General features: G+C 41.6%; 17 protein-coding genes. 6 read left to right on the top strand and 11 right to left on the bottom strand.

From position 1 onward, the window contains the following. Nucleotide 1: 1 nt before the first annotated feature. Nucleotides 2–1,012: an ArsJ-associated glyceraldehyde-3-phosphate dehydrogenase gene (locus AC2CZC_RS13805; protein ID WP_484584888.1), complete on the bottom strand. Its 1,011-nt coding sequence runs from the start codon at nucleotides 1,010–1,012 to the stop codon at nucleotides 2–4. Between the two features lie 320 nt (nucleotides 1,013–1,332). Between AC2CZC_RS13805 and AC2CZC_RS13800 the strand changes: the two genes are divergently transcribed. The 4 genes from AC2CZC_RS13800 (at nucleotide 1,333) to map (ending at nucleotide 4,415) form a co-directional block, all read left to right on the top strand. Continuing rightward, the gene (locus AC2CZC_RS13800; protein ID WP_155731828.1) at nucleotides 1,333–1,491 is read left to right on the top strand and encodes a hypothetical protein; all 159 of its coding nucleotides are present in this window, start codon (nucleotides 1,333–1,335) and stop codon (nucleotides 1,489–1,491) included. A gap of 127 nt (nucleotides 1,492–1,618) precedes the next feature. After that, nucleotides 1,619–3,070 (top strand): 16S rRNA (cytosine(1407)-C(5))-methyltransferase RsmF, encoded by a 1,452-nt coding sequence (rsmF, locus tag AC2CZC_RS13795; RefSeq protein WP_484582219.1) that lies wholly within the window; start codon nucleotides 1,619–1,621, stop codon nucleotides 3,068–3,070. 375 nt (nucleotides 3,071–3,445) lie between these two features. Beyond that, complete coding sequence (locus AC2CZC_RS13790; protein WP_063362441.1) at nucleotides 3,446–3,652, top strand: ParD-like family protein; 207 nt, start codon at nucleotides 3,446–3,448, stop codon at nucleotides 3,650–3,652. Beyond that, nucleotides 3,633–4,415, top strand: coding sequence for a type I methionyl aminopeptidase (gene map, locus AC2CZC_RS13785; RefSeq protein WP_484582218.1), 783 nt, complete (start codon nucleotides 3,633–3,635; stop codon nucleotides 4,413–4,415). The genes AC2CZC_RS13790 and map overlap by 20 nt, the downstream gene beginning before the upstream one ends. A gap of 206 nt (nucleotides 4,416–4,621) precedes the next feature. On the opposite strand, the gene AC2CZC_RS13780 is transcribed toward map, so the two are convergent. From AC2CZC_RS13780 to AC2CZC_RS13750, 7 genes are all read right to left on the bottom strand, one after another. After that, entirely contained in the window at nucleotides 4,622–4,999 is a 378-nt protein-coding gene (locus AC2CZC_RS13780) for a hypothetical protein (protein WP_484582217.1), read from the bottom strand. A 93-nt stretch (nucleotides 5,000–5,092) separates the two neighbouring features. Continuing rightward, nucleotides 5,093–5,965: a helix-turn-helix domain-containing protein gene (locus AC2CZC_RS13775; protein ID WP_484582216.1), complete on the bottom strand. Its 873-nt coding sequence runs from the start codon at nucleotides 5,963–5,965 to the stop codon at nucleotides 5,093–5,095. A gap of 526 nt (nucleotides 5,966–6,491) precedes the next feature. Beyond that, complete coding sequence (locus tag AC2CZC_RS13770) at nucleotides 6,492–6,815, bottom strand: hypothetical protein (protein ID WP_484582215.1); 324 nt, start codon at nucleotides 6,813–6,815, stop codon at nucleotides 6,492–6,494. A gap of 48 nt (nucleotides 6,816–6,863) precedes the next feature. After that, nucleotides 6,864–9,173: a cadherin-like domain-containing protein gene (locus AC2CZC_RS13765; protein ID WP_484582214.1), complete on the bottom strand. Its 2,310-nt coding sequence runs from the start codon at nucleotides 9,171–9,173 to the stop codon at nucleotides 6,864–6,866. A 27-nt stretch (nucleotides 9,174–9,200) separates the two neighbouring features. Next, on the bottom strand, nucleotides 9,201–9,971 hold the full coding sequence (locus tag AC2CZC_RS13760) for a hypothetical protein (RefSeq protein ID WP_484582213.1): 771 nt from the start codon (nucleotides 9,969–9,971) through the stop codon (nucleotides 9,201–9,203). Between the two features lie 24 nt (nucleotides 9,972–9,995). Next, entirely contained in the window at nucleotides 9,996–10,775 is a 780-nt protein-coding gene (locus tag AC2CZC_RS13755) for a hypothetical protein (protein ID WP_484582212.1), read from the bottom strand. 12 nt (nucleotides 10,776–10,787) lie between these two features. Further along, nucleotides 10,788–11,549 carry a hypothetical protein gene (locus AC2CZC_RS13750; RefSeq protein ID WP_484582211.1) on the bottom strand — a complete coding sequence of 254 codons (762 nt, stop codon included), beginning with the start codon at nucleotides 11,547–11,549 and terminating at the stop codon, nucleotides 10,788–10,790. Between the two features lie 478 nt (nucleotides 11,550–12,027). Here AC2CZC_RS13750 and AC2CZC_RS13745 point away from each other — a divergent pair, with 478 nt between their 5' ends. Both AC2CZC_RS13745 and AC2CZC_RS13740 read left to right on the top strand, forming a co-directional pair. Further along, nucleotides 12,028–13,020, top strand: a complete 993-nt coding sequence (locus tag AC2CZC_RS13745; protein ID WP_484582210.1) for a transposase — start codon at nucleotides 12,028–12,030, stop codon at nucleotides 13,018–13,020. 722 nt (nucleotides 13,021–13,742) lie between these two features. After that, on the top strand, nucleotides 13,743–14,159 hold the full coding sequence (locus AC2CZC_RS13740) for a DUF6559 family protein (protein WP_484582209.1): 417 nt from the start codon (nucleotides 13,743–13,745) through the stop codon (nucleotides 14,157–14,159). 56 nt (nucleotides 14,160–14,215) lie between these two features. Here AC2CZC_RS13740 and AC2CZC_RS13735 read toward each other — a convergent pair whose 3' ends face one another. From AC2CZC_RS13735 to AC2CZC_RS13725, 3 genes are read right to left on the bottom strand one after another with little or no spacing between them, the layout of a single operon-like run. Then, entirely contained in the window at nucleotides 14,216–14,752 is a 537-nt protein-coding gene (locus tag AC2CZC_RS13735; protein ID WP_484582208.1) for a hypothetical protein, read from the bottom strand. Further along, nucleotides 14,752–19,572 (bottom strand): RHS repeat domain-containing protein, encoded by a 4,821-nt coding sequence (locus AC2CZC_RS13730; RefSeq protein WP_484582207.1) that lies wholly within the window; start codon nucleotides 19,570–19,572, stop codon nucleotides 14,752–14,754. Before AC2CZC_RS13730 ends, AC2CZC_RS13735 begins: the two co-directional genes overlap by 1 nt. 58 nt (nucleotides 19,573–19,630) lie before the next feature. Then, complete coding sequence (locus AC2CZC_RS13725) at nucleotides 19,631–23,305, bottom strand: hypothetical protein (RefSeq protein WP_484582206.1); 3,675 nt, start codon at nucleotides 23,303–23,305, stop codon at nucleotides 19,631–19,633. Nucleotides 23,306–23,351 lie beyond the last annotated feature (46 nt).

Genomic DNA, 23,351 nt, shown 5'->3' with positions numbered 1-23,351 from the left:
GTTATCCCCAGCGCTTATCGATAACCATACGGACTAAATCTGCCGTTCTATTTGCATAGCCCCACTCGTTATCATACCAAACGTATAATTTAACTTGCGTGCCATTGACTACCATTGTTGATGGCGCATCAACAATGGCACTTCTTGGGTCCGTTTTATAATCTATTGAGACAAGTGGACGCGTTTCATACCCTAATACACCAGCCAGTTCACCGTTTGCAGCTTGCTCCATCCAGCTGTTAATTTCTTCAATACTCGTTTCGCGATTGACTTCAAACACGCAATCTGTGATCGAGGCATTCGTTAGAGGTACTCTTACAGCGTGACCATTTAACTTACCTTTCAGCTCAGGGAAAATATGGGTAATTGCCGTTGCCGAGCCAGTCGTCGTTGGAATAAGACTCGTGCCGCATGAACGCGCACGGCGCAAATCTTTATGCGGTGCGTCAATGATGGTCTGTGTATTGGTAATATCGTGTATTGTCGTCATCGAGCCGTGTTTAATGCCAATATTATCCTGTAGTACTTTAACAACGGGCGCTAAGCAGTTAGTCGTACAAGATGCCGCGGTCACTATCGGATGCTGCTCAACATCGTAATCCGTGTGGTTTACACCCATCACAACATTTAATACTCCCTCTTCTTTGACTGGTGCAGTCACAACCACTTGCTTCACACCTTGAGCAAAAAAAGCAGCGAGCTTTTCTTTGGTTTTAATCTTACCTGAGGCTTCAATTACAAGGTCGCACATCGACCAGTCATTATCAGTAACGGACACTTGCTGCGTTACTGCAATGCGCTGATCGCCAATGATCATCTCACTCCCCTCACTCAACGCCTCGTGTTGCCACTTGCCGTGAACAGAATCAAAGTTCATCAAATGTGCTAAGGTAAGTGCATCGCCGGCTGGATCATTTATCTTCACCAACTCAATACCTGGCGAATTCCACAGTGCACGCATAGTCAATCGGCCCATTCTGCCAAAGCCATTGATCCCAACTTTAATTGCCATCATCTTTTCTCCCATTATTTAGCCATTCGCATATGTCGTCATGACTGTTGACAATGCGCCCAGCAACTTTAATTAACTTACCCCACTATACATTTGCACTGGCATTAAATGTGTCAGTGCGCCATGCAGACAAAATTATGTCTATTGATGAGGATACTTACAATATATGGAAAATCATATATTCATTTTTCCATATATGCAAACACTCATTTGTAATGATTTTGTATCATTTTTATTAATTTTATTTGAAACTTTTTCGCGATTTACTAACATGAAATTAGAAGTAAAAAGCAATGTTAATTTGAAAGGAGTTAATCACTATGAAGCTTAAAGTCACCAAAAAGCCTTTGAAAAAATTGAGTTATGATAGCCTACCACTTGATAGAAAACTGACTCCACTGGTCGGGGGCGCGGGCTTAAGTAATGGCCCAACACAAGAATGTGAAACTTACTACCACTGCGATTCCGAGACGCCATAATTGGGCCACTGAACATGCAAACGTTGTCTTTTCATGCGGCAACGTTTGCTTACTCGTTAAATCTTTCCTGCTAAATACCAATTGATGATAAACTACAACAAATCCTAGTTGTTTCGAGTACTTTAGATTGGATAAGAATACCTACATCCCAGAAAACTTTATCGAAGATGTTAAAACCTACCTACCTGAGCATTTAAATTTAGATGACTTCATTGAGCATTGCCAAAAACCTCTTAGGCTGTCTATACGCGTTAATACACTCAAAATGTCCGTCGATGATTTTAAACTCGAAGCAAAAGCACTCGGTTGGCAAATAATACCTGTGCCTTGGTGCCCTGAAGGCTTTTGGATCAGCCGCAGCGAAGAAGAACAAGCAAACCTGCCTATAGGTAATACAGCCTTACATCTCAGTGGCTGTATTTATGTGCAAGAAGCAAGCTCAATGCTCCCGCCTTTAGCATTAAGATCTGAAATAGAAAATATGGATACTGATCAATATGCTGTGCTCGATATGGCTGCGGCTCCGGGCTCAAAAACCTCACAGCTTTGCGCCTTAATGAATAACCAAGGCCTATTGGTTGCCAATGAATTCTCATCTTCTCGGTTAAAAGTGCTTGCCGCCAACATGAAACGCATGGGGGCAGCAAACTGCGCATTATCACACTTTGATGGCAAAATATTTGGCGACTACATGTATGAGTGCTTTGATCACATACAGCTTGACGCGCCATGCTCAGGTGAAGGCACTGTCAGAAAAGATGCAAACGCACTTAAAAATTGGTCAATAGAATCTAATATCGAGATCAGCGATGTGCAAAAAAGCCTGATCAAAAGTGCCTTTTTAGCGCTAAAACCCGGCGGTAGTTTGGTGTACTCAACATGTACTCTGACCCCTTTAGAAAACCAGCAAGTGTGCTCATTTTTATTAGAAGAATTTGCAGGTGCTATAGAGGTCACGCCACTTGACGACCTGTTTGACAATGCGAGTCAGGCCACCACAAGCGAGGGATACTTGCATGTCTGGCCACAGATTTTTGATAGTGAAGGTTTCTTCATCGCAAAATTTAAAAAGCTCGCCTCTGTTGAACACCCTAATCAACAGCGAAAAAAAGGGGCATTTCCTTTTGAAGTTTTTCCTACTAAAGCACAAAGCACCTTCGCGAGCTATTTAAAGAAGCAATTTAAGATTAAACAGCTTCCAGGTACGCTCATGCAGCGCGATAAAGAGCTATGGCTATTTCCCGAAAAGCTTGCAGATGTGCAAAACAAAATAAAATATGCGCGCTTGGGGATAAAAATAGGCGCAATCCACAAAAATGGTGTGCGGTTAGAACATGAGCTTGCCACGGCATTTGGACATCTAGCCACAGAAAATGTACATGCACTTACTGAAAAACAGGCTGTAGACTACTTCCAAGGCAAAGATGTACGTTTAGAAAAACCGACTAATGAGACAGGTGAAGTCATACTAACTCTGTGCGGTGCCCCTGTGGGTCTTGGCAAATGGCAAAAGGCGAAGATTAAAAATAACCTCCCTAGAGATTTAATTGCACAAGGTCAGTTAATAACTTGGGTATAACCTGATTAGAACTTTTTGACAACTTTAAGATTATTAATTCATATAAACACAACACTATGTTTTTATTATGTTTTAAAAATGTCATTCTGTTTGTAACTTTTGTAATGCATTAACTACACTTAAAGGACTTTCTACTTCTCCCTTATGTTTTAGAAGGTGTTTAAGTTAGCGCACGGCTCCAAATGAGCCTTCCCCTACGCCCAGATTCACACATTACTGGGCGTTTTTTTATGTCTAAAATTTCAATCCAAATCTGCAATAATCCTGCTCTCCAAGCCTATTCAAATTGCCATTTGATACATTGCATATTTTTAGTTGAATAAAGTAGCAAAAGAAAATATGATTTACATACAAAATGCTACATAACGTATAAAAATGGGTATTGTAAAAATTTCCGAAGAACTTCATGAAGAGATCCGCCTAGCCAGCCAAGTGATGTCACGCTCAATCAATTCACAAGCTGAATTTTGGTTGAAAATGGGCCGCCTTGCAGAGCAAAATCCGGACAAGCCGTTCGCACAGTTAATACAAATAGAATTAGAGCAAGTAAAAAAGAAGCAATATGAAAGCAGTGATAATTAAGGATCAGGATCAAATCGTTAAAATGCGACGCTCCGGACAGATGTTAGCAGACGTGTTTAAAGCACTGGATGACTTCATCAAACCGGGTGTCACCACCATGGAAGTGAACGACTTTGTCGAAGCCTATATCACCGATGAGCTTAAAGCAATTCCATCCACAAAAGGCCAATATGGCTACCCATATGCAGTCAATACGTCACTTAATGAAGTTGTCTGTCATGGTATGCCAAAAGCGAACCAAAAAATAAAATCGACCGATATCATCAATGTTGATATCACGCTCAAATGTGATGGTTACCTTGCTGACTCCAGTAAAATGTACGTCATGGAGGCCGTTCAAGGGCTTGCTAAAAAGCTTGTAAAAACCACCTACGAAGCCATGTGGCAAGGCATAAAACAAGTTAAACCTGGTGTAAAACTGGGCGATATTGGCTATGCAATTCAGTCATATGCGCAGCAACATGGCTATAGCATTGTCAGAGAATTTTGCGGTCATGGTATAGGCACTGAGATGCATGAAGGGCCAGATGTGCTTCACTTTGGCAAACCTAACGAAGGCTTAACTCTACAAGCCGGCATGACATTTACTATTGAACCTATGGTCAATCAAGGCCAGCACAAGGTCAAAACCTTAAAAGATGGCTGGACCGTTGTGACAAGAGATAGAAAATTATCAGCTCAGTGGGAACATACCATTTTGGTGACAGACACAGGCTATGAAGTGTTGACCTTGAGAGAAGAAGAGCAGTTGTCGATGCAATAAACTTATTTCTGTTCATCAAGTTTTTCTTAGAATGCCAAAGCAACGGCGGTTACTTTCAAAGCGATAGTAAGCTCTGTATAAGAGCTTACTTTTTCTCAACGTCACTTTGACCATCGCTATATTCATTGCTATCTAAAAAGCCTTAGACTATGAAGCAGAGTCTTTCAAAAGCGTCCAAACATTAGCTTAATTTCAAATAGATTAATCTAATTTGCTTTTCTAAATATCTGTAACGCAATTTGTGAAAGCATAAACAATGTGAACGTAAATATAAGTCCAAACAGCATCACGGGATCATAACCCTCAATCACGGCCGAAATGGCTCTCGCGAAAAAATTAAAAAAGAAATACATCGATGCGGGTAAAATCAGCAACCACGCTTTTTTATAAATACCAATGGCGGTGATTATTGCCAAACTTAAAGTTGGCGCCCCCAGTGTGCGTAAGTTAGTAAAGCCATAATCTGTTACTGCGTTAAAACCACTTGGCTCGTTAATAATCGTAGGAAAAAGCATAGCTGTTAATGCCGCCGAGCCCAGAATAAGTACAAACATGCCGCATAACACTTGTGCGAATTTGATCATAAAAATAGCCTATCTATCTGTTATTTGATGACAAACATTCTATTTGAACTGACCGTGCCTAACTTGCACTATTAGGTCACGGATTTGTATTTTTCAGTCAGACTGGGCTTTTCTCAATTCAGTTGGCGTGATGTTAAAGTGCTGCTTAAATGCCCTTGAAAAATAACTTAACTCCTCAAAACCGCATTCAAGTGCAATGTCGGTAATGCGTTTATTGGTTGTGTTTATTTGCTGTTCTGCCTTTTCTAAACGCTTCAATACAAGGTATTTGTTAGCACTTGTTCCATACACTTGTTTGAATTTTCGATTAAAGGTTGATGTGCTCATATGACATAAAAACGCCATTTCATCGACCTTCAAAGGAGAATATAAATGTGCTTGTACAACCTGCTGTAGTTTTGGTTGGTTCGGTAAAAACAGCTCGCTCAGAAGTGGCGTAACTTGGCTGCTTGAGTCAGCTTGTATGATCAGCTCTATTAGCTCTTGTACCTTTAAAGCAATCAAACTATCTGTCATGTCATCTGGCTGAGCAATGTACTGTTTCAACAGCGTAAAATAGCCCATGAGTAGTTTGTGGTTTGAGATCACCGCGGCTGATCCAGATTCTAAACCCTTTAAATTTAAGTGAGTGCCTACAAACCTTTCAGGTAATGAATTCTCATATATTGATTGAATTAACGACTGTGTTAACCTTACTCCGACAAATTCAACTGCATTGCCTTGTGGGCTGTCTAACCAGCGATTAATAAAATTATCCGCCTTCATCAACAACGTATCTCCCGCCTTTAAAGACAAAGTCTTACCCGCGCAAATTAAAGATGATTGCCCTTTGAAGATATGTATCAACCGAGCTTCATTAACTAAGCCATCTTGGTAGGTAAAAGGCGCAGAAAACTGCCTGAGTCCCATTACGACTTGAGAGTCGTAGCGCAGGGTCTTTAAAACTGGTTTATGTTCTGATGTCATCTAGCTGAATTAACTTTGTGGGGTATCAAACAGTTTAAAGGAATGAGTTGTGCCTGTCCTAATTTATTCTCTCTAACTTATTGCCTGTCCCAATTTACTGCCTGTCCCAATTTACTGCCTGTCCTAACTTATAATATTTAAAGACAAAGTCTTACCCGCACAAATTAAAGATGATTGCCCTTTGAAGATATGTATCAACCGAGCTTCATTAACTAAGCCATCTTGGTAGGTAAAAGGCGCAGAAAACTGCCTGAGTCCCATTACGACTTGAGAGTCGTAGCGCAAGGTCTTTAAAACTGGTTTATGTTCTGATGTCATCTAGCTGAATTAACTTTGTGGGGTATCAACAGTTTAAAGGAATGAGTTGTGCCTGTCCTAATTTACTGCCCTGCTTGTCCCAATTTACTGCTTATCCTAATTTGCTGCCTGTCCTAACTTATAATATTCACCGTTCTACTTGTCACGGTTGATAACATAAACGCACACAAGCACAGGTCATACTGTGCTTGCGCGCGCTGACAGGAATTTACTTAATTACACCAATGGCCCTAACAGCTTCCACGCCTGCAATGCAAGCTTGTTTACTTGTAATTGTCACGGGTGTTTGACTATCAAATGCGCCAAGTACCAAGCTATAAATGTTTACATTTCCCGGGGCATTTAAGTCCACTCCCCAATGCGCTTGTAAACTTGGCTCAACACAGCTTAATTGCGTAACCTGCTTTTGTGGGTGTGTCTTAAACAAAACGACTTCACCTTGAATGTCCACTTGTGTCACTAAATACTGTTGCTCTACGGTAAGACCCTTAAAACTCAGCAATAGTGCACTTAAAAAAACTAATGCTCTCATGTATTCACTTCTATTTTATTGGCCTTGCAGCTGCAAGGCCCTATTTTATCAATTAGTTGACTCAGCTACTGGGCTACCAAGCAAATCGGTGTGGATAAAAATCACCTGCTTTTTACCTCCTTTGCCTTTGTTTTGAGATAGCGAGGTCGATTTAGAGCGCCAGCACTGATTTGTGGCGGTACAAGCCTCAACATAATATGTACTGACATTAAATTGACCCAATACAAATTGATGTTGCCCAGCCTGTGCGTTTGATTTCAGCACTTGCCACTGGCCAGCATCGACTTTATGCCATACTCGATAGGTTGTCGCATGTGCTTGCACAGGCCAACTTAATGTTACCGAGTCACCAGCTTTGGCAGTCGCTTTGTCAATGCTTAGCGCAAACTCATCTAATCCAGGGTCTGGTTCGTTATTTTCCAGATTAAAAAGTATAAACCCTCGCTGTGATTGCAAACCCTGCTCATCAGTGACCCAATAGGGTACTGCTTCTTTGCCTGTACTACCCGGGTCGGCAACATATCTAAATACCCCATGAGGCTCACCTGGGACACGCACAATTTTGCCAAGCTTAGTTTTATTATCGGCACTGCCTGACGGGGTCATAAATTGATAAGTAAAGCGGTCGAGCAATCCGGGCGCGGTTTGCGCTTCAGGATCAATCAACAAGCCCGTCCTAAAAAGGATTGCATCGGATTGTTGCCCTGTGAGTGTAAACTCAGCATCAAATACTATAGGGGCCTCGTTCACTTGAATAAGTCGCACTGGCACACGATATTTATTTGAGTTGGATGCACCATCACTGACTTGAACAAACACGTTAAGATCCGTGCCTTCAAACAACGGATCAATGGTGATCAAGTTGGTCGCTGCATCATAGGTATAGCGACCCGGCTCATTTGGTATCACCCAATGTAGTTTATGATTGTTGCTGAAAGAACCTTGATACAGAATTCTAAATGCATTCATATCTAGGCTAAACGGTTGGTCCTCAGCAACAGCAGGAACACTGCGGTGGAACCGTATCACTGGAGATGATTTTGACTCTTTTATTTCTATGACTATATCACCTCGCCCAGAGCGAGCTCCCATATCGTCGTATACAAAAAAGAAAACACTGTCTGAAGTTATACTCGGATCGCTTGGAGGTATATACTCAACATGCCCATTTCGCTCACCGGGTATCTGCAAAAAGCGACCGCCTTCTATTGTCCAACCCTTGTCATCATCCCCTGTTGCATCTTTGTTAAAAATATACCTAAATTGCTCAAGCCTCGGGTCGAGACCGTTCTCATGACGGTAGTTAATATCAGGGTCATGCATCATACCTGACATATACAAAGTTAGTTTCTCACCCTTTACAATATCCAAAAAGATCATACCTGCGTCTGGAGGATCGTTAATCGGCGCTACCGTCAGTGCCGTGTTGAATACCTCTGAGCGATGCTTTCCATCAAATAAAGTAACAGGCACACTCAATTCGCCATAATAGTGCTCATTAGGTATCACCGTTAAGTCTTTGACTTGATAATTTGTTCCACTGCCAACTTCTAGACGAATATCTTCAGGCAACGAGTCCACATCACTATAAACAAAATGAGACAACTTCAATTCAAATTGAGTATCTTCGTCCATATGCAATGCTTGCTGAGCTGTGATAATAGGCGGAAGCTTGTTCTCTTTTAACACAGTGACGCTGACTAGGCCCACTGAAACACCACCATTAGAATCGCTAACCGAATAGGTGATCACATCAGGACCGTCATAATCAAAGTAAGGGGTATATTGCACCAAATTATTTGAAATAAATACGTGCCCTTGCTTAGCAGACACCTCTGAGAGCGTTAATGCATCGCCGTCTATATCACTGTCATTTGCCAACACATCAATATTCACTTGTGTGTTGGCGATTAGGGTCACCTCATCATTTGTCGTCAAAGGCGCATCATTCACCGAATTAACGGTAATAAAGGCGGTACCTTCGATAGGCACTGAACGCCCATCTGACAATAAATAGGTTATTTCATCTTGGCCATTAAAATGCGCGGCAGGAATATATTGCACACGCCCGTTAGGTAATAGGCGGACTTCACCATGTAATGCCGATGCCGCGACAATTTTAAGCAGATCCTTATCTTTATCAGAGTCATTACTGAGAAAATCAAACTCTCCAGTGCCATCTTCTTGTAATGTCACATAGTCGCTTGTGACCACGGGTTTTGTATTTTTACTGGCTTGGTCATGCAAGTTTTTAAGTGTAAATTGCAAATGGATCGGAAACTCTAATCCCGATGCACCTGCCGCCACACTCAACATACTGAGCCAGCACATAATCATAACTGATACAGCCTTTTTCACTGTCAATCCTTATCAAAATATTCTGTTTTATTTAATTATGCAGGGCTTATCGCCACATAAAGGGTGGGTAGTGGGAACAAGCTTCAATTGACCGGAGGTAAATTCACTCGCGGTTGCATTCTGCTTTAAACAAGTTCCATGGATATACTGATAAACTGTTTTGGCACCTTGTGAACTGAGGTGATTACTTCTGTCTTTTGAATCTGCAAAATCAAAGTAGGCACCAAGCCGCTCAGAGTAAATAACTTCTTCGGTATGGGAATGCCAGTTCTTTTGCCTATAAGCTTGCCCTTTACATTTGTCATCTAAAAAGTAAAAGTCATCCATAAAGTTATGTACGTGCCTCACAGGTTTAGCCGCACCGCCATTTGGTATATAGTGTGTGATTGCATTGCCATCAGACTTGACCACAATCCCAATTTTATTAAGGCCATTGCCATCATACAGTGCCAACGCCCCACTATTTGCAGTCGCATTATTAACCATGAGCGAGATATTTTTTACCTGCTCTATGTCTGCAATAGACTCGCAGGCATTCGCAGATTGAACTGACACTAGCTGCTCTTTTGCAATGGCTGTAACTAACAAGCTATATACTGCTTGCCCTTGCAGTGAGTTTAAATTAACTGCCCACTTTTCATGGTTTTGCGCACTGACACAATTTGGCACTTGATGTGACTTGAGCTCAGCCAATGTGAATGTCACAGTTTGGCCCAATACATCGAGCTGTTTGATGGATGATGCAGCAATGGCGCTGTTAATGCTCAAAGCGAACATGGGCAAAAATAGGTATTTCATACTAACAAGGTTCTTCCAATGAATTTATTTGATAACGCAAGGCTTTTCGCCGCACAGAGGATGGGTCGTTTTTATCATTTTAAGGTACCCCGAAAAAGCTTGGGCCAAACTTACTGTAATAACCTGACAGGTGATATCATCAACCAGTCGGTACACTCGAGACTCGCCATAATCAGAAAGCTTATCTCCGTGTTGAGCTCCATCCGCATACGTTAAGTATGAATTCACAACCTCATAAAAATAAAGTGGTTTGTTTTCAGAATACCTCCCATAAATATCACCTGAGCAATCAGGTGTAATAAATACAGCATAGTTAGGAAATCTTTTAGAATAATGCCAATATGAATCCGGTTTAATACTACCTGTGAGGGGAGTATATAAATACCCATGATGTTTATCACTCCATCCAATCACCTTGCCAATTTTTGTTGTACCATCGCCTTTATAAAGCGCTAATGCATGGGTTACATCACGATCAGTATTCGCAGTGAGTGAGACACCATGTGCTATTTCAATTGCTAAATCAGTATCACAATAATTGGCTGAGGTAACCGTAACAAATTGCCCTTTTGATAGGGCTGTCACTAGCAAACTATAAGTTGCTTGCCCTTGTAAAGAGTTAAGATTAACGGCCCACTTTTCATGATTTTGCGCACTAACGCAATTTGGAACCTGATGGGTTTTAGGGTTAGAAAGGGTAAAAATAGCAGTCTGTCCAGCCACCTCAAGGTGACTAATAGAAGACGCAGCGATTGTACTGGCAGACATGATTGCCGCCAGTAAAGTTAAGCATGTATATTTCATAGATATTTTTTATTATTTAAGAAAACAGGCACTATCACCACATAATGGGTGAGGCATAGGTTCAAGTTTTGAATATGAGCTACTGTATTCACTGGCTACCTTGTTTTGAGCTACACACTCATATTTATACTCGAGATTTTGCCATTTATCTTTATACACTAAAGCATAAACAGGTGTATTACCTTTTGTATTCAAACGGTTTTCAGCAAGGTTGTTGTTTGACTTTGCCACATATTTATCAAGTTCCGGAATATAGCTTGGAGTCCTAGGGATCCGATCATCATACGCATCCCCATTACACTGCGGGTTTAAAAATATTGGGTTAGCATTATTCGTTTGATATTTTATGTATGACCAAACTTGATTTGAGCCACCATTGGGGATGAAGTAAGCTCTCCCGCCGTCAAAACCTATCACTGTACCTAACTTTGTTACTCCGTCCCCTTTATAAATAGAGGGCTGTTGGGTTGTAAGTGGGCTTTGGTAATTAGTCGACAATGACACCCCCGCAGCTTGCTCTATATCTGGGGAAGACTCACAGCGATTTGCAGAACGTACCGACACTAACTGCCCTTTGGAGACAGCAGATGCCAATAAGCTATACATAGCTTGTCCCTGTAAGGAGTTTAAGTTGATTGCCCATTTGTTGTGATTGTCACCACTCACACAGCTTGGCGGTGTATGTTGCTTAGGCGCTGATAAAGTAAATGTGACCGTATCACCATACACCTCTAGTTGCTCAACACTTGATGCAGCAATGGCACCACTAGACATAGCTAGCGAGATAAACAGGAAGATATTTTTTTTTCATTAATTTGCTTTTTAAAATAATAAATTGTCCTTATAAAGCACATTGTACCCCATACAGGTATTAATACATATAATTAAATACTGACTGATGGAATAAGTTTGAATGGAATAAGTTTTAAATAAGTTTGGGAGGCACTAAGTTTGGGACAGGCACAAATTGCCCGAATTCAACATGCAAGTGCACCACATATAAAAACAAGATAGAAATAAGGCACTTCTCAGCTTCTGCTAATGGATAAGTTTGGGACAGACATAAATTCTTTGCTTAAATTACACACCTTAACTACTGTTTATATATCCAGGCAAAAAGGAGTCTTCAAAAATGACAAGAGCAAGGAAAAAAATAAGTTTGGATGTAAGTTTGGGACAGACATAAATTCTTTGCTTAAATTACACACCTTAACTACTGTTTATATATCCAGACAAAAAGGAGTCTTCAAAAATGACAAGAGCAAGGAAAGCGTTAATAGACTTGTCGGCTACACCATATTATCACCTAATTGCACGCTGCGTTCGCCGCGCATTTTTATGTGGTGATGATAAATATTCAGGTAAAAACTTTGACCATAGACGTACTTGGTTAGTGGAGCGCGTAAAGCTATTAAGTAGTATATTTGCTATTGAAATCGCGGCTTATGCCATCATGAGCAATCATTATCATCTCGTTGTTAAAGTGAATCGACTTCAGGCACTCGGCTGGTCAGATGATGAAGTAATTTCGAGGTGGTATCAGCTTTATAAAGGCAGCCCTATCATTGATAGATATTTGCAAGGAGAAACCCTGAGCGAGGCGGAGCAACTACTAGTATCTGAACTGATCGCAAAATGGCGAACAAGACTTTATGACATTAGTTGGTATATGAAAAACCTTAATGAGTTTATCGCAAAAGAAGCAAACAAAGAGGATAACTGCACAGGAAAGTACTGGGAAGGAAGATATAAATCTCAAGCTTTATTAGATGAAAACGCTCTACTAAACTGCATGGCATATGTGGATTTAAACCCTATACGTGCGAATATAGCAAATCAGCTAGAGGACTGTGACTTTACTTCGATTCAAGAGCGATTGAAACAGTTCCAAAGCGCTGAATCAAATACAAAAGAATCAAAACAAAATGAAAAAATACAAGGTTCTGTGCAATCCATATCACTACAACCTTTTGGCACAAGAGAGCAAACGCACACATTGCCATTTTCTCTATTGGATTACTTTGATCTAGTTGACTGGACAGGCCGACATGTTCACCCCAAAAAGAAAGGTTACATCCCAAAAAGTACTCCCAAAATACTTACTTTACTCAATATTGATGAGAAAGCTTGGTTAGATAAAATACAAAATTATGGGACACAGTATGGGAATTTTGTTGGTTCTAAAACTGCGCTGCAAGCGCATGCAGCCAAAAATGATGTGAACTGGTACAAAGGTGTTGGATAGTATTTAACGCAGTTTTACGTCTGCCATTTTAAACATTGCTTGTTTATAAAAATGAAAATATTCCTATTCAAGTGATTTGCTTTCAACTAACCTCAATGTGACTAGGTCACCTAACCCTAGAAGATGTACTTTCTAAACTTACGCCTATGATGATATTGATTTTGAAAAAAGTGAAAAAAGTGTCTGTCCCAACTTATTTTATCTCTCTTGCATGTTGAATTCGGGTGCTTACCTGTCCTAACTTATTTTTCAGCTGAAACGAAAAGGCCTGAGTCCGATAGCGTATCGAAATCAGGCCTTGCTAGCCGCCTAGAAATGAGTCCAACTTTATGGGGCTACTTCATAGTGCGAGGCTTTAGTTCCAAAGATTTGAGCCTGTCCTCTATTTAGTTTTCAACAAACATCAATGTGACAAGGCCACCTAACCCTAGAAGATGCACCTTTTAAACTCATGCCTACGATGATATTGATGTTTAAAAAGTGCCTGTCCTTTATTTATTCAACTTTATGGGAACAAATCAGAGTGAGAGGCTTTGGAGACAAAGGTTTGAGCCTGTCCTCTATTTAGTTCCTCCTAAACTCATGCCTATGATGATATTGGCTGATTAAAAAGTGCCTGTCCCAACTTATTCTTTTTATTTTTAGTTTTGCCTGTCCCAACTTGCCTTATTCGATCAAGAAAGATAATAATAAATATAACTATAAACTCCATGGCTAAAATTATGTTCAACCGACTAAGCATAAATTCATTACTAAAGAAAATTTTACCTACTTTAGTAAACTCCTTAGGTACGAAAGAAGCTTACCCTCTTTTGGAAGTAGAAAAGATAGTTGGACAAGTGCATCTCGAAAAACAAAAAAACATTCACTTTATTTACTGCCTTCTATGTACGCGCCACAATTTTTATGAAAAATTTGATCATAGCAGATACGAATACGATCAACTTCGAAAAGAGTTGGCTAAAAAAATACTAAACTTAGATTCAACTTTTTCTACTATCATGTTAATAAACTACTTAAACGGCACCACATCTGTTGAGCTTAATAAAGCTTTATCTTCGATTACTTATAGTGATAGTTTGTCAAATAACTCCTTAGATTATAATTACGGAGATTCGGGGAGCACAGATGGGGATTAAGGCCAAACCTTCTATTATAGCTGGCCTTAATCTTATCTAACATTACACAAAAGTACTCAAGGGTTTTTAAACAAAAAATTAGGAATAAAGCGCTCCACACGTTTTTCATATGGAATAGCAATTATAAAAGGGAGCTCTTCATAACGAGCAGCAAAACAATAACTGCCCTCTGATAAGTGGGCTATGTCATAGCCCCCTTCAACTTTATTCCATGGTAAAAAAATACTGCCTTGTCTAAGCTGTGCCCCATAGTGAACATATACCCCCTTACTAGAGTAAAGTGCTGACTGCCGATGCTTCAATTGACCAGTAAAACCTATTCCACTAACCCAGTCTTCTTGGACCGCAACCGAGGGAAAAACATCTTTTGTTGAATAATGTTTTCTGATTTGCTTAATTCTATTTTTTACCCTTAAGACTTTGTATGTAATCGTAAATATGACGCTAATCAAAAAAATTACGATTGAGAATGCCGCAGAGACCAGAATACTTTTAGTGTAAAAAATACTGGCCAAGAAATATGTCAAAAGACTGACAATAGTACTAACTACCAAAACTGAGACTAATCTGGGGTATTTAAATAAATATTTCATTATTTACCTATTACTAATGTCTTGAATTTTTTCAATGGATTTTTGGCCTCGCCATCTTCTAAAACTCGTTCAATAGATTTTGTGCCACTTGGTCTGCCAGAGCCGAGCCTTCCGTTGGTATTGGGGTTATTGCTCATGTTTCCATCAAATGCGGCGGTTAACTCAGCTACAGCATCTATTACAGTAACTACTACGTCCATTTTATCTGCGATTTTTATTGTAGTTTTTGCGGCTACAGCAAGCCCTCCAACTAAACTCAATTGTTCCACATGAGCATCTAAAGCCGCTTCTCCCATTTTGTCTAGCTGTTGGTTTGTTAAATCATGTGCTTGTTCTTGATCCCCTCCTGTTTCAACCAAGTTTGCATCATTTATAGCTTCCTCAATTTGTTCAATTGGAGCGTTACCATCGGGGTCTACATACTTGTACGGGTTGTTATTTGCGTAAGCATATCGATTAAAACCTTGTATTTTCCCCTCAGCTAAAAATAGAGCAGCGTCTTTAGGATCATTCGAATAAAACCGCCCAATAACTGGATCATAGTATCGTGCCTGCATATAGCTCAAGTTCAAATCTGTATCAAACTTGTGGCCTGTATAACCTACATCATCTTTAGGCTGGTTTATCGTTTCTCCGAATGGGCGATGGTATTGGCGGTCATTATTTGCAGTCGGTGGCGTCACATCGCCATACTTTGCAATGAGCTTTTTACCTAAATAGATGTAACTGGTGCCTTCACCTGCAAATGCATCTTTTTCACGATACAGCAATACGCCGCTTTGGCTATATAAACTATAGCTGGTGCCATTGCCATCTTCTTGTTTCACACGGCGGTTATGACCATCATAAAGGTAACGATTGCCCTTGGCTTCAACCATTTGATTCGCCAAGTTATAATCCATGGCAAACCCGCCGTTATGCGTGACATTGCCTCGTGCATCATAGTCAATCACACCATACTTACCGTTTGTGCCCAGCCCTGTCACTCGCTCTAAGCGGTTACTGTTCTTTTGATAATGATAAGTAAGATCTCGGTCTTTGCTTTTGTAGGTGCTAATGTTACCGAGGGTATCATATGTAATTGTACTGTTTCCAATTGCTATGCCACCTTGTACTTCTCTCAGCCGATTGAGGCCGTCATAAACTAAACTCGTTAGGCTATAGGCATTATTCACATTATCTTTAATGGCAGTAACGTTTGCATTACTGTCATAGTCATATGTCAAATTCACTAACGGTGAAGTACCCAACGTATCTGTCAGCGTTTTAGGCAAGTTACTCAATGGGTCGAGCTCTAAACTGTGCACCGCCTTATTACCATATATAAAACGCGCAGGCTGACCTGTCGGGTGGTAACTTACGTCTTCAGCAAATGCGAGCTCTACCGCTCCATTTGCATCCAATATAACTGCACGCGTTGGTTGCCCAAAGCCATTTGGGCTATATTGCACAGTTGTGCCATCAGGGTAAGCAATATAGCTTTGTGCCAAGGCGCTGTTATAGCCATAATCAACCTCTGATTGAAGGGTGTTATTGATTGTTAGCCGCTCAAGCTCTAAAGCCCCTTGATTGTTATAATAATAAGTGTGATTCACACTCCCAGCGGTCAAAGATAAAAGGTTGCCATTGTTGTCATGCTCATAAGTTAAAGACGGAGTACCTACAGGGAACGTCACTGTATGAGTATCACCTAAGTTGTCATACTTAAACACCGTTGCATCACTGGGTTGCGTTGTGACGCATTGCGTATTATTGACTCCCTGTTTTTGCCACATAACTTGACCTAAAGCGTTGTGGCCCATCAGGGTATTACCCACATCTGGTCTGATTATCAAACATAAGTTTTGGTTATCGTCGTACTTGCGTGTCTCCGTGACTGACACACCCTCACCTGATTGGGTGATGGATTCAACCAACCCAAATAAGTTCACATCCATCGCCGTTGTCACCGACTCTGGAGACTCGATGAGCGTGGCAATATCATAAGCTGGGCTGCCAAATGCTTGGTATGTGGTTTTTGTGGTATGTCCTTTAGCGTCAGTCACCGACATTTTATGACCGCTCAGGTATTCAAAACGCGTGGTACCCAGCCCGCTGACTGTCACTGATTCTTTTCGGCCTAAGGCGTCATAAAACGTACTCGTCCCTCTCGCTTCAAGAGCATCGAAACTAGGAAATGACTCAAAAGTTGGTTGATTTTTATAGTCATAGCTAAAACGCTGATAACGGGTCGGATTTATCGAACTAGCGTGCTCAGACAGATCGGTTTCTGTTTTGCTAATTAATCGATATAGCCCATCGTATTGCTCAACATTTAGGTATTCAACACTGGTCGGGTCACACTCCCCCAGCGCATTTAAGAAGCATCGTCTAACTAAACGAGTAAGGGTATCGTCATTCCACGTAAATTGGGTATCAAGCCAATTTTGATCTGTGTCATTGGCTAAATCAATACTGGTGATACGACCAACCTCATCGTAACCATAGTCGGTAGTGACACCATTCAAATTCTTGATTTGCCTCACCCATCCATTTTCATCAATGACTTTGTTAATCGACATCGATTGCGCGTCAAAATAACGATTCGGTAATGTAATGGTTTGCGCAGTATTATGCTTATAGTCGCTGTAACGAATAACACGTTTACCTGTGCCATCATTAAAAGTGACTTTTTCTAAGCCACCATGGCCATGGTAAGCATTAAATGTCTTTTTTAACTGGCCATGTACTTCAATGGCGCTAGGTAAATGAACCGTACGTGTAGCACCCTGATTGGTCAGTTGATATGGAGCATACTTAGTCCAAGCAGCAAGTTTGTCAGTGCCATTGATATCAATCAGTGATAAGTCCGTCTCACTGACAAAAATTTTACTTGGTTGGTTTAACGAATTGGTCCCTAAGTCATGAAAGTGTGTCAACCGCACATGTTTGGACTGAGCATTAACATGGTTTGTTAACGTAAACAGGTCTGGCTTATCGTACTCGTTGAAATTTAGTACTTTTGTCGTGTAAACCGACTGAGTTGTCTCTTTAAAAATGGTGGTTTTTACATCACTCACTTCAACATTGATATCAGAAGTAAAGTCTTTACGTTGCGGTTCATAAGGTTTATCTGTGCTTTCAATAACCAAAAAAGAGGGATCATCACCTTTACTTGGACCATAGTGATGCTCATATTCCACCATTTTTAACTTGGTATTATCGGCTTCAAATGTCTCAACCTTGATAGGTGTATTTTGAGTAATGCCATAACGGCGACTAAAAGTGTGAACAGTATAGGAATCATCAGGGTTTGTAACTATCGTGCTTTTTTCATGTATTTGATTAAGCTCTTCGCTATAACTACCTGGCTTTTGTGAGTAATCGTAGCGCCAAACCATTGGACTTTGAACGCCTGGTATAGTTAATGACTTATCAGTCAGAGCGTACGCAAACGAGGAACGATTGATCCACGCTTCATCAAAGTTTTGTCTTTTTCGATAGTTTACTTTGAGAATTTTTGGTACGTCAGATGTGCCCCTACAAAGTTCTCGAATAGAAAATTTGCCATGACTACCATTGGGGTGCGTCAGAGTTATATAATCATTTACCGAGTTTCCGCTCTTTCCGGTACATTGAGAGGTAGGCCCTTGAGATCCGACTATCCGCTTCTTAAAAATATCTTTATCAGCGTATGACATTCCCCAATATTGATTATTTGGTAACGTCACTTTTTTTAAGAAATACTGCTTAAGTGTACTCTCAATATAACCACCGTTTGGAAGCTTTATATTACCAAGCTGAACCAAAAATGGAGAAAAAGGCAAGTTAACAGTGTCATATTCATACTCCCACTTCCTATTGTTATGAGTGATAGTTTCTATCTTTTCCTCTGTCGCCGCCCAATCAAACTTAACAACTTGCCCATCCGACGTCGTAATTTTGTCAATCTTACCATTTCCCTGGTATAGAAAATTTATGTGATTACCAAACTTATCTTCAATCTTTGAAGGCAGCATAAATACATTGTACTGCAATGCTGCAGGCCCATCTTTATCATCAGACGGCCCTAAACCACTGATAGGGCATTCAGGTTCTAAAGTGCCACACTCCGCAATACGAGGATGCGGGCGCATCGACATCGCTGTACGATTAATGTTGACTTTCATTTCATCTAAGTAATAAGTAATCCCCGTCGGGCTCATTACTTTAAAACCTTCATCACCACTTTTTGCGGTATAACATGAAATATCATGAGATGCTTTAGTCGTTTTCTGAATAACGCCGTTAGACTCTTTTTGTAAAAGTTTGTACGTGGGTTCATTTGGTAAGGATAAACTATCGCCATTCCAGTACTGGTCTCGATTTAGGTTATAACCAATACCAGTTTGTGTATCAGTGTGGCTCATGTGCGGAGAATCACCTACCCTTGAGGAGCACGCCACACCCTTCATCCATGAGGATTTGCCCTTATAGACCTGATTTCTATCTTCCGCAAACACAGATCGAATGTAAGGTAATTTTAAACTCCAAACACCAAACTCCTTAGTTTGGTCAAACCAGCCATTAGGGTCAGCAAACTCTCTGGTAATGCCAAAACTCAACCCTCCATTAACTGTAAGTGTTAAATCAGTATGTGAGATGCTAAAACCACCACCCGCTAAGTCTACCTTGTCTCCTAAGAGCTCAGTTGTTAGGGTTTGTACTTCAGAACTGTTATTGGTATATTCTTTATAGTTATATGCATAATCAGGTAAATTAGCGGGATCTGATATAGCCAGAGCCTGCAAAGGCAAAAGCCCTGCTAGTAAGCCTAACTTGCACCGCATTGTAAATTTCATTTTTATATCCATTTAAACAATCGTATTTAGCGGTCTGATACCTCAAACCGCTCTTTTTTTAATTCAAAATCGATTCAGCCACTGGGCTGCCTAATAGGTCAGTGTGAATAAATATCACTTGTTTCTTACTGCTGGCTTCGACTGTATTACTCCATGGAGAACACTGAACGGTATTACAGCCTTTTACTCGGTAAAGGTATTTACCTTTATCCGTTGTTGGCTGTTTATACTGTGATTCAGTTGTTTGCGTGACTTGTTGCCAAGCCACTGAAGTCGTGGCACTGCAGCTTGAAGCGCACTGTGCTCGCTGTAAGACAAAGTAATTAGCATCAACCGGGGAGGTCCAAGTTAAGGTGTTGCGCCCACTTAAAATCGGTGCTTGCATCACAGGCACTCGAATATAGTTACCACAGCCACCACCATTGGCATTGCATGCAGAAATACGCAATACACTCCAGCCTAACTCTTGGACTTTATCGCCTACGCCCAATACAATCGTGCAGCCGTAATACGGTTTACCTTGTTGAGTGAAGGATGTGACGTGACATGATAAAGGTGCCCACTGCCCAAGAGCTGTTTGTAGTTCCAGTCTATATTTGCTGGCACCCGCTACCGCAGGCCATTTAACAAAGTATTGATTTGACCCCTCAGCTACAAAATCTAACGTGACCGAGGTCGGAGCCTGATAGTTGATATCGCCTACTTGTGTACACACCTTTGGCGTGAAGTCACTCATTGAACCATCACGCATTACCGTACGAACTTTGTAGCAGTACTCGCGGCCGTGCGCTAAGGTACGTTTTAGCTCAAACACGCCTTGAAGATCTTTTGAAGCCATTTCAGGTCGGCTGCTATAAATCACATTGCTCAGCTCACCCAACACTTGATACTCAGCGACCTCTTGTGATTGCGCACCGCACCATTTCACAGGCACATTTTTACCACCAACCACTTTGCTTGGAACATAAATGCACGCAGGGACTTGGTTTATCGGCAGTGCAACTGGACTAAAGTTGCTTGCACTCAAGCTCTGAATGTAATCTCGTTTATGATCGCCACAGTAGCCTGCTTGATCACATGCAGAGACCCTATAACCTAAATGGTTTGCTTGTCTAAACTGAGCATAATGGAACGTATCTAGAGTTTGCGTCGCGGTTTGGCCTGGGCCGAAGTAAATGGGTAACCATTCCACCATGCCAGCACTGTTTTTAGTCTGAAACTCTAACAAGTAAAACTCAGCACCTATCACTTTGCCCCACGCCAAAGACACTCTATTATTTGCACTCATATGAGCGTCAAAGTAACTAACTGGCTCAAACGCCAAAGTGCCTACCTGAGTACATTGCGTTGCTGTGTAGCCACTTACTGAGCCATCCGCATAGCGTGCGCGAGCCTTATAGCAATAGCTACGGCCAGCAGCCGGTGTGCGATGCGTTTCCATCAAGGTATGCATATTCCGTGGTGCGTTTTGAGCAGATGCCGTAAATATCGTGCTGCTCGTTTCACCTTCAATGTCATACGCTACAACCCCATCCGCTTGCGCGTCACACCATGTGATTGGTACAGACTGCCCAGCAGCCACCTGAGCTGGCACATGTAAACACGCGGGTACTTTGCTATTAGCCGACACCGTTTTGCCAAAATGAGATGTACTCAAACCACGTAAAAACGCTCGCATGAAATCACCACATACATTTTGTGCGTTACATGCTGACACGCGATAACCTAAGTGTCCCAAGCGCTGATACTGTGTGAGATGAAACGGGTCGATTGACTGCGTAATCGAGCTGTCAGGCCCTAAATAGATTGGTTGCCACTCAATTTTTCCATCTGCTGTTTTCTTCTGAAATTCCAGCAAATAATTGGTCGCACCGTGTTTTTTCTCCCAGCTAATACTGACCGTCTGTGCACTGACTAAATTCGCATTCATGTACCTCACAGCGTCAAAGACTTTAGTGCCAACAACGGTACACTCAGTCCCCGTGTAAGACCCTACTTGACCTTCATACCACGCTCTGACTTTATAACAGTACTCTCTCCCGTGCGGCAACGCTGGGCGTGTGTCATAGTAAAAACCCGACTGGGCGTCATAACCAAAATTATTAGTTTTGTCTCGCTTGAGCGTACTGCTAAGCTCGCCTTGTAGTTCAAACTCTACAAAGCCCTGCTGACGTGGCGCACGCCATTTCACATCAAACGGTTCACCCACATTCACTTTGTTAGGCACCAAAATATACTCTGGTGTCATCGCATTATTAGGGCTATTCAAGGTAAAGGTTACGGTATTGCCCACAGGTACGACTTCACCACAATACCCTTCTTTGATACAGGCTTGGATCTCAAAATGATACTCGCCCGCTAAACGGATTTTTTCACTGAATTGTGTTTCTGTGATCCCTGTAAAATAAGATTCCCACTGAGCGCCTTTGCGTCGCATTTTTACTGTATACATATCTGCATCAGGTACCGGATCCCAAGTCAGAGAGACGGAATTTTGATCACTCGCCGACTTGCCTGCTTTTGCACCGGTCGCTTTTGCGTTCACAGCGTTGCTAATCGGTACGTGGTAAGACATTGGCTGAGGTTTAGAGCAGGTGTTATTCCTATCACACGCTGATAAACGGTAGTTTTGAGCTCCGTCAAGCTCGAATGTGCCCAGTGTATGTACTTGAGTTTTATGGGTAACCTTTCGTGATTCGATGGATTGCCAAGTTTTGGTGAATTTTTGCTGCTCTAATACAGGACTTGCAGCAGGCAGAGTCAACGCCCTTGCACTGCGGCTCGATGAAGCCATTGCAGACATCGTGGACGGTATAGCGGATGGCATGGCTGCCCGCATCATTGGGCTTGCTAGCACTAAGCTGGACTCAACGCCCTCTGTACTTTGTTCAATGCGCACCGTTTCCAAAGTAAGCGTTTCTCGCTCCAATTGATAGTAATGGGCACGCTCAACGGGTTGCCAATTTAGGCTGTATACCCCGGGCTCTGTACTTTCAGCTAAAAACCCAGATGGCGTGGCCATTTCGCGCGTTGCGACTTGCGTGCACACAGGTAAAGACTGGCTTGTTACTTCATTGGCCAGTACCACATTTACGCGATAGCAATATTGCCCAGGCGTTATTACCTGTTCATCAAAGTGAAAGTCTGGAAATTCAGGTTGATGATGTACCGTGCTCACAGTGTGATATTGACCACCAAAATCTGCGCGCTGAAGCTGATATTGCTGTGCTTCTGTTACTGCATTCCAAGATACCCGAAATCCCTCATCCGCAGGGACATATTGAGGTAAATAGATAAATAAAGCGTTTGTCCCAACACCGCTGACTTGCGCACTAAGTTCATTACCGTAGTCGTCGCATTGTGTGGCCGTTTGACAACCCACCACCTTAAACGATGTCGGTTGCTCCACCAGCGTACTTAAGTCAAAGGAGTTACTCTGTACGTGTGTTTCAATCCACTCCCCTGACGCCAATTGATAGGCCACTTTATACTGAGACATGCCAACCTGTGCATGCCAGCGTAGCTGTATGGTACCTTGCGCACTTTGTGATAGCGTGAGGTTGTAATCATCCCACGCCGCGCGGCTATTTTGCGCGCGTGCGGGTAAATCAGGCTCTGGATCTAGCAAATCAAAACTGGTCAGCCCCAATATCGATGCACTTGCACTGGCGCACATCAACAAAGCGGCACTTACAATCGCTGAGCTAGATATTAAAAAATTAGTTAACTTCATTATTGATAACGCGCTCATAAACTATGAGCACGTGCGCTCCCTATTC

This window comes from Pseudoalteromonas sp. MMG033, from assembly GCF_057197785.1.
This window is presented reverse-complemented; position numbering and strand designations above follow the sequence as displayed.